The organism is Sorangiineae bacterium MSr12523, assembly GCA_037157775.1.
In the GTDB taxonomy this organism is placed as follows: Bacteria; Myxococcota_A; Polyangia; order Polyangiales; family Polyangiaceae; genus Pendulispora; species Pendulispora brunnea.
Genome location: CP089982.1, coordinates 4,331,623 through 4,344,410, shown reverse-complemented (window position 1 = coordinate 4,344,410; position 12,788 = coordinate 4,331,623). Strand labels below are relative to the sequence as shown.

General features: G+C 64.0%; 14 protein-coding genes. 6 read left to right on the top strand and 8 right to left on the bottom strand.

Annotation, left to right across the window (positions count from 1 at the left end):
- Position 1 precedes the first annotated feature (1 nt).
- Together LZC95_17180 and LZC95_17175 are read left to right on the top strand one after the other, a co-directional pair.
- On the top strand, positions 2-805 hold the full coding sequence (locus LZC95_17180) for an SDR family oxidoreductase (GenBank protein ID WXA98553.1): 804 nt from the start codon (positions 2-4) through the stop codon (positions 803-805).
- Between the two features lie 36 nt (positions 806-841).
- Positions 842-1,717 (top strand): GNAT family N-acetyltransferase, encoded by an 876-nt coding sequence (locus LZC95_17175; GenBank protein ID WXA98552.1) that lies wholly within the window; start codon positions 842-844, stop codon positions 1,715-1,717.
- On the opposite strand, the gene LZC95_17170 is transcribed toward LZC95_17175, so the two are convergent.
- Genes LZC95_17170 through LZC95_17155 form a run of 4 tightly spaced genes read right to left on the bottom strand, consistent with a single transcriptional unit; the run spans position 1,698 to position 4,369 of the window.
- A complete protein-coding gene (locus tag LZC95_17170) occupies positions 1,698-2,207 on the bottom strand; it encodes a DUF3291 domain-containing protein (protein ID WXA98551.1) in 510 nt (169 codons plus the stop codon). The genes LZC95_17175 and LZC95_17170 overlap by 20 nt on opposite strands.
- 31 nt (positions 2,208-2,238) lie before the next feature.
- On the bottom strand, positions 2,239-2,913 hold the full coding sequence (locus LZC95_17165; protein WXA98550.1) for a hypothetical protein: 675 nt from the start codon (positions 2,911-2,913) through the stop codon (positions 2,239-2,241).
- A gap of 23 nt (positions 2,914-2,936) precedes the next feature.
- Complete coding sequence (locus LZC95_17160) at positions 2,937-3,416, bottom strand: hypothetical protein (protein WXA98549.1); 480 nt, start codon at positions 3,414-3,416, stop codon at positions 2,937-2,939.
- 17 nt (positions 3,417-3,433) lie between these two features.
- The gene (locus tag LZC95_17155; protein ID WXA98548.1) at positions 3,434-4,369 is read right to left on the bottom strand and encodes a LysR substrate-binding domain-containing protein; all 936 of its coding nucleotides are present in this window, start codon (positions 4,367-4,369) and stop codon (positions 3,434-3,436) included.
- Positions 4,370-4,468: 99 nt separating this feature from the next.
- Here LZC95_17155 and LZC95_17150 point away from each other — a divergent pair, with 99 nt between their 5' ends.
- The 4 genes from LZC95_17150 to LZC95_17135 all read left to right on the top strand — a co-directional run bounded on the left by LZC95_17150 (position 4,469) and on the right by LZC95_17135 (position 7,384).
- The gene (locus LZC95_17150; GenBank protein WXA98547.1) at positions 4,469-4,936 is read left to right on the top strand and encodes a hypothetical protein; all 468 of its coding nucleotides are present in this window, start codon (positions 4,469-4,471) and stop codon (positions 4,934-4,936) included.
- A gap of 42 nt (positions 4,937-4,978) precedes the next feature.
- Positions 4,979-5,512, top strand: coding sequence for an SAM-dependent methyltransferase (locus LZC95_17145; protein WXA98546.1), 534 nt, complete (start codon positions 4,979-4,981; stop codon positions 5,510-5,512).
- On the top strand, positions 5,509-6,384 hold the full coding sequence (locus LZC95_17140; GenBank protein WXA98545.1) for a hypothetical protein: 876 nt from the start codon (positions 5,509-5,511) through the stop codon (positions 6,382-6,384). Before LZC95_17145 ends, LZC95_17140 begins: the two co-directional genes overlap by 4 nt.
- A gap of 415 nt (positions 6,385-6,799) precedes the next feature.
- Positions 6,800-7,384 (top strand): hypothetical protein, encoded by a 585-nt coding sequence (locus tag LZC95_17135; GenBank protein ID WXA98544.1) that lies wholly within the window; start codon positions 6,800-6,802, stop codon positions 7,382-7,384.
- 54 nt (positions 7,385-7,438) lie between these two features.
- Here LZC95_17135 and LZC95_17130 read toward each other — a convergent pair whose 3' ends face one another.
- The 4 genes from LZC95_17130 to LZC95_17115 all read right to left on the bottom strand — a co-directional run bounded on the left by LZC95_17130 (position 7,439) and on the right by LZC95_17115 (position 12,647).
- Positions 7,439-9,337, bottom strand: a complete 1,899-nt coding sequence (locus tag LZC95_17130; protein WXA98543.1) for a M20/M25/M40 family metallo-hydrolase — start codon at positions 9,335-9,337, stop codon at positions 7,439-7,441.
- Positions 9,338-9,483: 146 nt separating this feature from the next.
- A complete protein-coding gene (locus LZC95_17125) occupies positions 9,484-10,632 on the bottom strand; it encodes a glycosyltransferase (protein ID WXA98542.1) in 1,149 nt (382 codons plus the stop codon).
- Positions 10,633-10,758: 126 nt separating this feature from the next.
- Complete coding sequence (locus LZC95_17120) at positions 10,759-11,115, bottom strand: DUF2752 domain-containing protein (GenBank protein WXA98541.1); 357 nt, start codon at positions 11,113-11,115, stop codon at positions 10,759-10,761.
- A 26-nt stretch (positions 11,116-11,141) separates the two neighbouring features.
- Positions 11,142-12,647, bottom strand: coding sequence for a zinc-ribbon domain-containing protein (locus LZC95_17115; GenBank protein ID WXA98540.1), 1,506 nt, complete (start codon positions 12,645-12,647; stop codon positions 11,142-11,144).
- Between the last annotated feature and the right edge of the window lie 141 nt (positions 12,648-12,788).

The following is a 12,788-nucleotide window of genomic DNA, read 5'->3' as shown; positions in this document are numbered from 1 at the left end:
CATGTCCGCGTCCAGCTCGAAAAAAGTCGCTGTCGTTACCGGAGCTTCGTCGGGAATCGGTGCCGTCTACGCCGAGCGGCTCGCCGCGCGGAGTTACGATCTCGTCGTCGTCGCACGCCGTGCCGATCGCCTGCACGCGCTTGCGGCCAAGATCGCGACGACAAGCCCTGGCACCAAGGTCGAGGTCGTCGAAGCGGACCTGACGACGGAGCCCGGCCTCGCACGCGTCGAGAAGATCCTCGCGGGCGATCCCGACGTGCACATGTTCGTGAACAATGCCGGCCTCGCGAGGGTCTCGCCGCTCGCGCAGTCCACCTCCGCGGACTCCGCGACCCAGATTGCACTGAACATCGTCGCCTTCACCCGGCTGACGCGCGCCGTTCTTCCCGCGTTTCTCTCGCGCAATGCCGGCGTCATCGTCAACGTCGCCTCGGTCATGGCCCTTCACGCGTTGCCCGTGAGCTCCGTGTACAGCGGCACGAAAGGCTACGTGTTGAACTTCAGTCGCGGCCTCCAGCAAGAGCTGGCCGGCACCGGTGTGAAGGTTCAAGTCGTGCTTCCCGCCACCACCGCCACCGAGATCTGGGACAACGCCGGCATCCCCCTTGCCGCACTGCCGCAAGACACCATCATGACGACCGAAAACATGGTGGACGCCGCTCTGGCAGGTCTCGATCAGGGCGAGACCATCACGTGGCCTTCGCTCGCCGACGCAAGCCTTTGGGACAAATACGATGCTGCCCGCACCGAGCTATTTGCTGCGACGCAAACCAGCAAACCGGCCCCGCGCTACAAAGTGGAGTGAATTCCCTTCGCATGAATTCGCGGATAGCGTGCGAGCATGCGCGTCCGCATCCATGACGATACGAGCGAATTCTGGGCATTGGCCAAGCCGCTCTACGCGGCCGATCCCGTGCGTCACACCGTGGCCCTCACGGTGATTGGCAATTGGATTGCGCTGCCGGATCCGAACGAGCCGGCGCCCTTGTTGGTCTCCATTTGGGAGGGCGACACGCTGACGGGGGTCGCATTCCGCACCACGAGGCGGCCGCTCTCCGCCGGGGCGATCCCGGAGGATGCGGCGGAGAGCGTGGCCGCGGCACTTGCGGAGGTCGACCCGGGCATCGTCGGTGTGAACGGCCCGCGCGCTGTGGTGGAGCGCTTTGCGCGCGCATGGGCCGCGCGCCAAGGCTGCGCATTTCGTGAGACGCTGCTTTCGCATCTCTATCGGCTGGACACGCTCTCGGCCCCGACGACGAAGGGCCGCGCGCGTTTGGCCACGGAAGACGACGTGCCGTTGCTCGCCGCTTGGTACCGTGCCTTCACGATCGAAGCCATGGGCGGCCAGCGCGATGCCGGTCGCGAAGAGTCCGTCGTTCGTCGCTGGTTTGCACTGGGCAGCGGCACGATGATCTGGGAGCACGAGGGGGTCTCCGTATCCTCGGCCCGCGCCAGCACGGTTGCCGATGGCATGTCCCGCGTGAGTGCCGTCTACACGCCGCCCGAGCATCGTTGCCATGGCTACGGTTCCGCGGTGACCGCGGCGGCCTCGCAATGGGCTCTCGATGCGGGTGCCTCCCACGTCGTATTGTTCACCGATTCGAGCAACCCCATCTCGAATTCGATTTACCAGCGAATGGGATATCGCCTCGTTTGCGATATCACGGAGTTTGCATTCGAACCGGCAGCAAAGAGTATTACGAATTTCGCGACGTAGCGGCGGGCCCCTGCCCCTGTCGAAGCGGTGCATTCATGAACGCGAGAGCTTCCTCGCTGCTGTACGAATCCTTGTACGTGAAGGCCATGGGACTCGGCCCCTCGGCCTTCAGCCGCTGGAGCCGTTCCATGGCCTCCGCGGGGATCGGAATGGTGCCCTCGGGAATCCACCACATCACCATGGTGGGCTCGGCCATGCGCTGGAACCATTCGCGCCGGCGCCGCAGAAAATCCAGGTGCTGCGTCTTGTAAACGTAGTTCCACAAGCTCTCGAGCGATTCCCAAATCGAGAAATTGATCAGCAAATGATCGCCGAATTCGTGCTTCACGGTGAGCCGCGGCTGGTTTGGATCTTCCTTGAGCCGCCACACGAAACCGGGCGCCGCGTCGGCCAGAGCGTTGATCGGTTCGAGCGCATCGACGAAGGCGGCCAGCTCGGGGCTGTCGATGGGTGCGCGCAGGTGCGCGATGTTCAATTGGGCGAGGTGCATGGCCCTTAGTGAAGCATCCCCAGCCTCTATGTCAACTTCCATTTGTTTTAGAAACAATGACGCAGCATTCCCCGGGTCGCGGGTCCATGCTGGCCTTGCTGGGCTCGTCGCCGAGCCCCTCGAGGAGCCCTTGGCACAAAGCGAGGTTCATCGAGCAGACCAGCACCGGATGCTCCTTCGCCAGAACGTGAAACGGGCAATTGCGCAATCGGATGCACGACCCCTCGACCCGCGGCTCGTAGCCGCGCTCTTGCAGCACGTCGAGCACGGCCAGTGCCTTGCGGGATTTGCCCGCGGCATTCTGCTTCACGGCGCGTTTTCCCAGCCGTACCCCGGCAGCGCGCGCCGCCTTTTCCGCCTGCTCCTCGCCCCCGAGCAGGTCGACGGCGTCCGCCAGGACCGAGGCAAGCGCCGCATAGTCGCGTGGCGGCAGGCTCACGACCTTTTCCGTGGGTGCCCTCCGGTAAACTTTGGCCGGGCGCCCGCTCCCGGGCCCCTTCTTTTCCGGGCTCTTGAAGCGCGCATCCAAGAGCCCCGCCTCGACGAGTTTGTCGAGATGAAATGCCGCCAAGGTGCGCGAAATCCCCGTGGCTTCGGCCGCCTCCCCCCGCCCGACGTCGCCACCGTGCTGGGCTACGAATTCGTACAACGCCCGCCGCACGGGATCATGCAACTGCGTCAGCGCACCTAGGTCGTCGTCACTCACGCGGCAAGTCTACATTCCGATGGCTACTTGCAGAACTGCGCGCACTTGGAAACCGATTGGTACCGCGTTTTGCATTCCACCGAGCGCCGCGGCTCGACCTGGCGGATGCAGTCCTCCGTCTGCTGTTTGTTGTCCCCGCAGTAGGTGCACGAGCCCGCCCGCCCCGTCATGGTGCAGGATTGGGAGCCACATTGCGCCGATCCGGATCCGCACGAAACCCCCAGGCCATCTTGTGCGCCGATACCGAAGGACGCGTCTTCGAGCAAGCATTGGGCACATACACTGGTCGTGCCCGACAACCGCGCCGCACATTCGGTGCGGCAATCGCTCGCGCTCTTTTCGCTGCAAACGTCGTATGCGCCTTCCAGGGAAGGCTCGTCGATGGCGCACAATTGCGCGCATCGTGGATCTGACGCATCGCCGTCATCCGAACACCCGTACAACGCTATCGCCAACCCGGCCATCGCCACCGCGGAAAACAACGCTCGCAACGTATAAGTCATAGGTCTCGTCTCCTGATTCACGAGGAGCCTTGTCGCCTGGAGCGCTTTTCCGTCACGGAATTCGTGACGGGGCGAACTCCGTGGCGAGCCAGCTGCACGAACGCCCGAACGGCGGGACTGGACGGCGCCTCGCTGCGCCACGCGAGGGCAAGCCGACCGCGCAACCGGGGACGTACGATGGGGATCGCACGCAGCCTCGGGTGCTCGCGCGCGGCCGATTCAGGGAGGATGCCGACACCGAGACCGCGCGCCACGAGTTGCACGAGCACGCGCGGTTCGCTGGCCTCGAAGGCTATGGTCAATGGCGTCGCCGCGCGGGCCGAAGCCGCCTCGAGGACCGAGCGCAATCCCGTTCCACGCGAGAACGTGAGCAGGGTTCGCGCACGAAGGTCGGCAAAGGGAATGGCGGCTCCGGCTGCCAGGGGATCGTCGGAGCTGACCACGGCGACGAGGGGCTCGTCGACGAGCACGTGCCATGCGACACCAACGGGCGACTTGGCGCCGACGCCTATCAAGGCGACGTCGAGCTGGCCCGTTTGCAGGGATTCGACGAGATGGTCGGCCGTGCCCTCGGACAACGTGATTCGCACGGCGGGGTGCGCGCGATGAAATGACGCGAGGAGGCCTGCAAGGTCGAACTCGGTGCTCGAATGCGGTGCCACCATTCCGACACGGAGACCTCCGCGCAGCAAGCCGGTGACCTCGTCGACGGCCAATCGCGCACCGGCGACCGCGGCGAGTGCCGCACGCGCATAAGGAAGCACCGTGGCCCCCATCTCCGTGAGGCGCACGGTACGCCCCGATCGATCCAGCAGCTCGTGACCGAGCTCCTGCTCGAGCTGCCGAATGCGGGCGCTGACACCAGGCTGCGCCACGCGCAATTTCGCGGCTGCGCGCGTGAAATTCGCTTCGTCCGCAACGGTGACCAGGAATTCCAGCTGGCGGAGATCCATAACGAATCATTCTAATTCATATACGAATCATGTCTTGGACTTCTATGCGCACTTTCGTCAATTTCATCGCAGATCCTTTCGAATCGAGGGAGCCTATCCATGAGAAAATTCCTCAACGGCGGCATTGGCGTTGCGATGTTCATGTTTGCTTTTGCGGCATTCTCAGAGAAGCCGAGCGCCGCCGAATCGAGGCCCACGGAGACCATCGACCTTCATGTCGCCAATGACCAGTTCGAATTCATCGATTTGGGCGCGCCCGGAGTTGGCGTCGGAGACATGTACGTGTTCTCGGACCGGCTATTTCAGAATGGGCAGCCTTTCGGGCGAGATGGCGGTTCCTGCCAGGTTACCGGTGTATCGGGGGCGGCGATTCTCACGAATTGCGTCATGTCCATCGAACGACCCGACGGGCAAATTGCAGTACAGGCGCTTTGGAATCACGGCACCACCCCATTGGATATGGCCATTACCGGAGGCACCGGACGGTACGCGAATGTCCGCGGGCACGTGCGGGCCACGGACATTGGGACGCCAAACGAGGCCTATCGGCTGGAGCTCTCCTATTGATGGCGTTGCTCGCCGCGACGCGCGCGGGATGTCGCCAACTAAATGGACGCTCCCGACGTTCTCGCGTTCAAGCGACGCGTCATCGTGGAACGTGGCTTCACCCCGGAATGCGTTCGCTGCGAAATCCCCGTCGATCTTCGCGGCGAGTGGACGACGCCGCTGCTCCGCGCGGGCTTTCGGAAGCACGAGCCCACGGTCTGGCTCATGGAAGGATTGCTCATGTACCTCGGCGCCGAGAGCATCGAGTGCATCTTCGAAGACATCGCAACCATGTCCGTACGAGGAAGCCGTCTCTCCGCCGAATTCGCCCACCCGAACCTGCTCTCGCGCTTCGCTCGCCTGAAAAGCACGATCGACATGACCGAGCGCACCGGCGTCGTCTGGCAATGGGGCACCGAAACTCCCGCCGCATGGCTGGCTCGCCGCGGATGGCATGCCACCATCGCCGACGGCAACGAGCTCGCTCGCTCGTATGGCCGCGAGGCACCGCACGTTCTGAATCCATCGGACGGCGACGAGCGCCTCTGGCTCCTGCACGCCACCCGGACCTCAATCCATGGAGACTCCCAACTATGACGAATTCCTATTTCACACGTATTCCTCTTCTCGGCGTGCTTCTCGTCGGCGGCACGCTCTCGGGCAGCGGCTGCACGGCAGACGCGTCGGCCACCAATCCGGAAACGGAAAACGTGGGAAGCACGCAAATCACCTTCGAACGATTCGAGTCCACGGTCCAGCGCGAATCTGGCACGGGCATTTATATCGTCGAAGGAGACATTCCCGTCCTAACACGCGAAGCCTTGAAGGCGTATTTCGACGAATACGTGAGCCAGGGTGCTCTCATCGTCAATAGGGTCAATGGCGCCGATGGCCGATGGAACGACACCCAAAAGCTCGACCTGAGCTACTGCGTGAGCACGACCTTCGGCACGAAGTACGAGACCGTCGTGGCATCGATGGCCGCTGCTGCCTCATCTTGGTCGAGCCATGTTCGTGTTTCTTTCCGGCACATCGCCGGACAGGACAGGGCGTGCAACGAGACGAACACCAAGGTCCTTTTCGACGTGAGTCCGGTCACCGGCCAACCTTACAGTGCAAGGGCGTTCTTTCCCGGCGATACTCGGAAGGACCGTCGCATTTTGCTCAACACTACGGCCTTTGGAAAGCCGCCCCCGCAGACATTGTCGGGCACGTTGAGGCACGAACTTGGTCACGTGCTCGGTTTTCGACACGAGCACACGCGCCCGGAAGCGAAGGACACGTGCTTCGAAGACAACAATTGGCGCGCCCTCACGCCTTATGACTCGGCATCCGTGATGCACTACACGCCCTATGACAAAGATTGCGGCGGCACGAACCACGGAGATTACAATCTGACAGCTCGAGACATCGAGGGCGCCGTCTTGCTTTATGGGGCCCCGCACTCCGTCGACCCGCACGCGGAGTGATCTCGTCGAGAGAGAGAGAGAGAGAGAGAGAGACGCTTCATTGATCCGGTAGTCGCGACGTCGCGACTACCGGACGGATCGCCTTTGGAGTGGATTGCGTGGCGCTGTGCGCGTGGCTACATCTTCCCTCGTCGGAGTCACTCCAATGCCAATACTTCATACGAAGACTGCAATTATCGTTGGACTGTCCACCACCCTCGCCGCTCTCACGCTCGGTGCCGCCGCCTGCGGCAGCGATGATGATGTCGAAGCGCCACCAGCAGCAACATTGGGTAGAATCACCGTCACGAGCCGCGAATACCTCGCTGGCCAACCTAGCTATTACGTTTCAGCGTGGTTCTATGATGGGACGGAAGGCTCTGGATGCACGAGCCGGCGTGAGGGCCATTGCACGATTTCCACGTGCGCTCCCTCCGTGGGCGACGCCGGAGTCACCCCCTTGCGTTCGGCGGGAACGCTCACGGTGAGCGGCGGCCTCTTGCCTGCATCGGGCGTCACCGTCGAGCCGCGCGAAGACAATAGCTACTTCCGCTCCGCGTTCAGCAAAATCTGGGAACCTGGACAACGCATCACGGTCAAGGGCAGCGGCGCCCGAGTACCCGCGTTCGAGCTATCCGTTTCTGCGCCCTCGGATTTCGTTTTGGAAGCCCCCGCCGTACCTCGCGACGACGAGCCCATGGTGATCCCACGCGACAAGCCACTCGAACTGCGATGGTCGGCCATACCCGATAAAAAGAGGGTGGCCCTCTCTTCGTCGGTCGAGGCGTCGCCGGGCACGCCCTCCGTGAGCGCATCCTGCGAGTATGAATCGTCCTCCACGACGGCCACGTTCCCGACGTCCGTTCTCGGGCTCTTTCCCAAAGGCGAAGCCCAGATCAACGTCTCGAGCCGAAACGAAGCAACGACACTCGTCGCGGGCAAATCCGTCGCTGTCCACGCCCGCGCCTACGCAAAAGGCACCTCGGGGACATCCGTCTCCCGCAACGTCACCCTCGAATAGCCGCACCGCGCGTGCAGCCGATGTTGATCGGCTGCACGCGTCCTCGCGGGCTACTCAGTGCAGCTCGTGGTCCGACTTCGTCCACAACGACGCGGCGGTCGTCGAGACGCCGGCCTCTTGCTTCGTGGCGCCCTTCACTTCATCGTCGAGGAATTGGCAAATGATCTTCGCGCTCCTCGTGAGCTCGGAGACGGGTGCGCCTTCGCTCAAGCCGTGGAAGTTGATCGGCGGGCCGAATTTCTGTCCGAACAATGCGCCCGCGGCGAGGAAGTTCGGATGGTTCTTCGCGTCGGTGCCGCCGCCGATGGCGATGGCGGGGCACGGCTTGCCCTCGACTTGTTCGTAAGCCTTGCTGATGCGGCTGAACGTCGGCCCATCGGTCTTGCGCACGTCCGGCGGAACCGGAGACTCGGGTCCCTTCGGACGCGTTTCCTTCACGGTGACGGAAACGGGGTGCGGATTCGATGCGCCGTTGAACTCCTTCACGAGCGTCCCGAAGATGTCCTTGAATCTGCTGTAACTGGGCTTGTTCTGCATCTGGTCGATGAAGCCTTCGGTCTGCCCATTCCACTTCGCGCTGCCGTGATGATCCTGCGCGTAGCGAATGTCGATCTTGAGCACGATCGAGTTCGGATAGGCGCTGTCGTCACCCGAATCGTTGAACTGGGTCACCGCATAGGTGGTCCCGTTGTTCGGCGCCTGGAAGATCTCGTCGGACGCTTGAAGCGCCGGGTGATTGTGATCTTCGCCGAACACCTTCGTGCCCCAGGTCCACTCGATGAACTTCAGCATGCGGACGATGTCGTTCTCCGGCCAGTTGGCATCCTTGGCCTTGAAGGCTAGGAAATTGGCCAGCGACACCAACGGATTCGCGCCATCGGCGCGGTTCTCTTCGGGCTTCGATCCATGCTGGGCGCCCGCGACCTTGGTCACCAGCTTCACGCTGTCGGCTTCCCGCGTGACGACAAGCTCGGCATGGCGGTAGTTCGGATCGTCGAATTTGTACGCGTCGTACTCGGCCTTGATGGACGCTGCGAGCGCGTCGAGCTTCGCAGGAGCATCGGCCTTGATGATCGCCGTCGTCGTGTCGGGGATCTGGTTCGCGGGACCGGTCGACGTCTTGAACGAGTCAATCCACACACCGGTTTTCGTCGTTCCGGGCGGGTCTTTCGGCACCGTGAAAATCGGTCGCTCCACGCCCTTTTCGGCGCGCACGCACCAGCTCGCGTCGAAGATGACGGCGAGGTTCGGCTCCTGCGTCGGATTGAGGCGGAAGTAGTTCGGCATCGACATTGCGGTCTCTTCCGACGTATCGAAGATCACTTCGACGGTGACGTCGTTGAGCTGCGGGCTGCCGTCGTACTTGCGTGCGATGGCTTTGATGACCTGCAACGTGGCAACGGCAGGTCCCTTGTCGTCGATCGAGCCGCGGCCGACCCAGAACTCCTCTTTCTTGCCGTTGTAGTCGAGTTCCTTCTTTTCGAGCGTGAACGGCTTCCAGGAGTCATTGCCAGGCGCCACGGTATCCAAGTGCGTCGCGATCGCCACGCGGCGCGGGCCGCTGCCAAGGCTGATCTTGAACACGCGCCATGTCGGGGGCTCGCCCGATAGGGGCTTGCCGTTCTCGTCGACGCTCGGTTGATCCCAGCGCGTGAGCGTGAGCTTCGATGTCTTCTGGCCGGCGTTGAAGGCGTCGACCTGCTGCTTCATCTCGGCATAGATCTTCTCCATGCCCTCGGTGACCTTGTCTTCGTTCGCCCAGTTCTCCGTCCGGTACGTCTCGATGGCGACGAACTTCGCCAGGGTGTTGAAGTCGTTCTTGACGTCGCTCTCGATGGTCGAGCACGCGTCGGCGGGGTTGTTGGAGGGCGGATTGTCGTCGTTCGACGAACAAGCGACACCCACCATCAGGGCGATGATGGATGCGCAGCCTAGTGTTCTCTTGGTCATCATGGTGGCCTCTCCTCACGGTCGGAAGGAAGAAGGCCTAACGTATAGGACGCCACGTCCGATGGGTCACCCATGAAGTGCCGCTGAGCGCGCAACGCTGCAGCGCGCAACTCGCACGTTACGTCTCTAACGCTGCGCGCCCCGACGGACTACGCCACATTCGCGAACGCGCGGCGCAAACGCGTGGACCATGGCGCGCGATCCCGCGCAGCGCGGCGCTCGGCCAATGTCACGATGCGCGAGTCTTTGCCCAACACGATCGGGTGGCCGCGCCAGCTCACGCGTTTGCTGACGCACGCGTGCATCCAGCACCAGAGGGTCACGTAACAGCGCAGAGGTTCGAGCGCCAAAATGCGCCACGGTACGCGACCGCGCAGTGTGCGAAGCGCGACGGTGGTTCCCAGCATTTGCAGAAGCCACGTCGACACGAACGCCGCGTACGAGAGCCCGCCCGGCGACAGTCCCACGAACGCCGTGGCAATCGTGAGCGGTGAGCCGAGCGGCTCCAGCGCAAAGCCCGTGGGGCTGATCACGCGGCGCATCTTCGCCCAGCGCGTGTGCCGCTCGAGCGTGCGGCGCACGGAGCACGACACGTTGCGGTTCTCGACGGCATCCAGCGAAAGACGAATCTCCATGCCTTGCTCGGCAACCTTGCGACCGAGCAAATGGTCCTCGGCGAGCACGTCGCCGATGGTGCGGAAGCCGCCCATCTTCGCAATGTCGCGCCGCCACATGGCCATGGATTTCCCAACGGTGAACGGACGCGGTGCGAGAAGCGCGGATGCTGCAATCGAAGGCGCGACGTACGCGCCAATCTGCAGATTCTCCAGCGCGGCGCCCAACGACTTCTCGCCGGTGCCGACGAACAAGCTGGTCACCAGGCCGACGTTCTCTCCATCGAGCTGCTCGATCAGCGTCTCCAAATAGCGCGGCGAGACGCGCACGTTCGAGTCGGAGATGACGAACACCGAGCCGGTGGCGACGCGCTCGAGCGCGACCAGTTGCGCGACCTTCGGGTTTTTCGCCGCATCGGGATCGGTGAGCACCACGCGCGCGTCCACCTTCGGATGGCGCTCGACGAAGGCCTTGGCGACGGGGTACGCCGCATCCGACGTGGAGGCTACGCCGAGCAAGAGCTCGAACGACGGATAATCGAGCTTGGCAAACGACTCGAGGTTCGCCTCGAGATCGTCATCGACACCGGCGAGCGGCTTGAACACACTCACGCGCGGTGCGCGCGATGGCGGTTGCCGCTGCGCTCGGGCTCGCGCCCGCGCCAGCAGGAACGCGCCCATCATGAGTGAGTATGCGCCGCTCGACGCGACGAGTGCAGAGAGCCCTACGGCTTGCCCCGGTCCCACGAGTCTGCATCTTCCACGGCCGAAAAGGCGACGCGGGGGCGTGCCTGTGAACGGTTCGTGAATTCAAATCGGGCACGGCCCGCCGAAGGCGCCGAAGAACCGGGCAACCCAGACGATCACGAGCAACGTCAGAAGCGCATACCCCGCGTGGCCGAAGTGGCGGTGAAGCCTCGCGAGATCGCCACGCACGAGGTAGTGCCCGAGCTGGAAGATGCCCAGGGTCCCCAGGAACGGCAGCACGAGAAACCACAGCGGGTGGATGTGCGTCGCCCCGGCGAAGTCGCCCCCCAAGGCCAGCCGCGCCGCCCGCGTGAGGCCGCACGAAGGGCACGGCGTGTGGAGCAACACGCGCATGGGGCACATCGCCGGAAGCGAGGTGACGAACAAAAGCACAGCGGCCAGCCCAACGAGGCTGGCCACCAGCAGGACGCGTGCGATCGGCGATCTTACGCCGGGCCTTGCCACGCGCGATTGAGCTCCTGCTGCCATAGAATCACGTTGTAGTACGGGATGATGTACATCCAGCCGTGATTCTGCGGGTTGGGAACGCCTGCGCGGTACTGGATTTCCTGGACGAGCGGCCCCAGCGCGACGATCTGCCAATAGAGGCCGTACGCGCCGCACGTGATGAACGAGAGGCCCGCGATCTTGAGCCAATTGGGTTCGTCACGCTGCAAAAAGGCCTTCATCTCGTTGCAGCAGCGGATGAACCAGATCATCTGGTAGATGCCGCACGTCACGAGGCCGATGATCAACTCGGTCGTCGGGTTCTTCACCTGGCCCTTGGGGCCATGCTGTCCGGGCTGGGCATGCACCATGGGGCCGCCCTGCGGAAAGGCGCCCATCGGCGCGAGGGCCTGATTGGGATACGGCTGGTTCGGATACGCGCCGGGCGCACCCCCGTACGGTTGCTGCGGGTTGAACGCTTGCTGAACCGCATCCGCAGCCTGGTTGAAACCCTGCTGCAGTTGGCCGCCGAAGTCTTGCGGTCCGCCGGGAGGCGCACCGTAAGCACCGCCGGGAGGACCACCCGGCGGAGGGCCGCCGAAGCCACCCGGAGCTCCATAGGGAGGATTTCCACCAGGCGGAGGGCCACCAAAGCTGGGACCGCCAGGAGGCGGACCGTAGTTGCCGCTCCCACCACCGCCACCGGGGGCGGGCGGCGGTGCCCCAAACGGGTCGGCCGGCGGCGGGCCGCCAAATACGCCCGGATCCGGTGGGGGTACGCCTGGACCGCCACCGAACGGAGGGCCGCCACCAAGCGGGACACCGCCAAAGGCCGGCGCCCCAGGACCCGCTTGCGGGGCCGTTCCTGGGAACGGTTCAGCTTGGGCCGGCGGCATGGGGAAAGGCGGGGCCGCGTCGACGACCGTCCCGCTGAAGGCGTTCACGCCCTCGGACGAACCAAACGAGTGCCCAGGCAAACCCGGCGATCCGAGGGGCGGCGTCGGCGCGCCCCCTTGCGGCGGCGGGAAACCTGGCGCACTTCCTTGCGGCGCGCCGTAGCCCCCCTGCGGAGCTCCTTGCGGAGGAGGAAAACCGGGGGACGGTGGCGGGAAACCTGGAGAGCCGGCAGGTGGAAAACCAGGGGCGGGCGGGAAACCTGGAGCCGGGGCCGAGCCCGCGCTCATCGGCGCCACGCCCACCATCGTTCCTTTGAGGCGCTGCGGCGGCCCGGGCGGGCCACCGGCACCCGGAGAACCGGGCCCAACGTCACCAAAGCGAGGAGGGGGCGGATTTTGCGAGCTTTCCTGGCCAGGCGGCGGAGCGCCGGGGGGAGCGCCACCAGGAGGGCCACCACCGGGAGGAGCCGCCGCGGGACGGACCTGCTGATTCATCATCAGCATCGTCCCTTTGAACTTTGGGGCCGCCGCCCCCTTGATGTTGAACCCGCATTTGGTGCACGTCTGCACGTTGTCCGGATTCTGGGTTCCACAATTCGGGCAGAACACTCGGCTACCTCCATGCGCGGCGGCCTCCGCGCTCTTGCTTTCTATGCTAGCTGGCCTTGCGGCTTATGGGCTCGACCTGAAAGAAGGGGCCGCTGATCCCCGAAAAAAGAGGGCCTGAGCATAGCGCTCGGGATCGTCAAT

Coding starts and splice junctions, on each gene's coding strand:
- LZC95_17130 (WXA98543.1), bottom strand. CDS start 9,337: ATGATGACCAAGAGAACACTAGGCTGCGCATCCATCATCGCCCTGATG.
- LZC95_17170 (WXA98551.1), bottom strand. CDS start 2,207: ATGCACCTCGCCCAATTGAACATCGCGCACCTGCGCGCACCCATCGAC.
- LZC95_17150 (WXA98547.1), top strand. CDS start 4,469: ATGAGAAAATTCCTCAACGGCGGCATTGGCGTTGCGATGTTCATGTTT.
- LZC95_17125 (WXA98542.1), bottom strand. CDS start 10,632: ATGATGGGCGCGTTCCTGCTGGCGCGGGCGCGAGCCCGAGCGCAGCGG.
- LZC95_17175 (WXA98552.1), top strand. CDS start 842: ATGCGCGTCCGCATCCATGACGATACGAGCGAATTCTGGGCATTGGCC.
- LZC95_17160 (WXA98549.1), bottom strand. CDS start 3,416: ATGACTTATACGTTGCGAGCGTTGTTTTCCGCGGTGGCGATGGCCGGG.
- LZC95_17140 (WXA98545.1), top strand. CDS start 5,509: ATGACGAATTCCTATTTCACACGTATTCCTCTTCTCGGCGTGCTTCTC.
- LZC95_17180 (WXA98553.1), top strand. CDS start 2: ATGTCCGCGTCCAGCTCGAAAAAAGTCGCTGTCGTTACCGGAGCTTCG.
- LZC95_17145 (WXA98546.1), top strand. CDS start 4,979: ATGGACGCTCCCGACGTTCTCGCGTTCAAGCGACGCGTCATCGTGGAA.
- LZC95_17155 (WXA98548.1), bottom strand. CDS start 4,369: ATGGATCTCCGCCAGCTGGAATTCCTGGTCACCGTTGCGGACGAAGCG.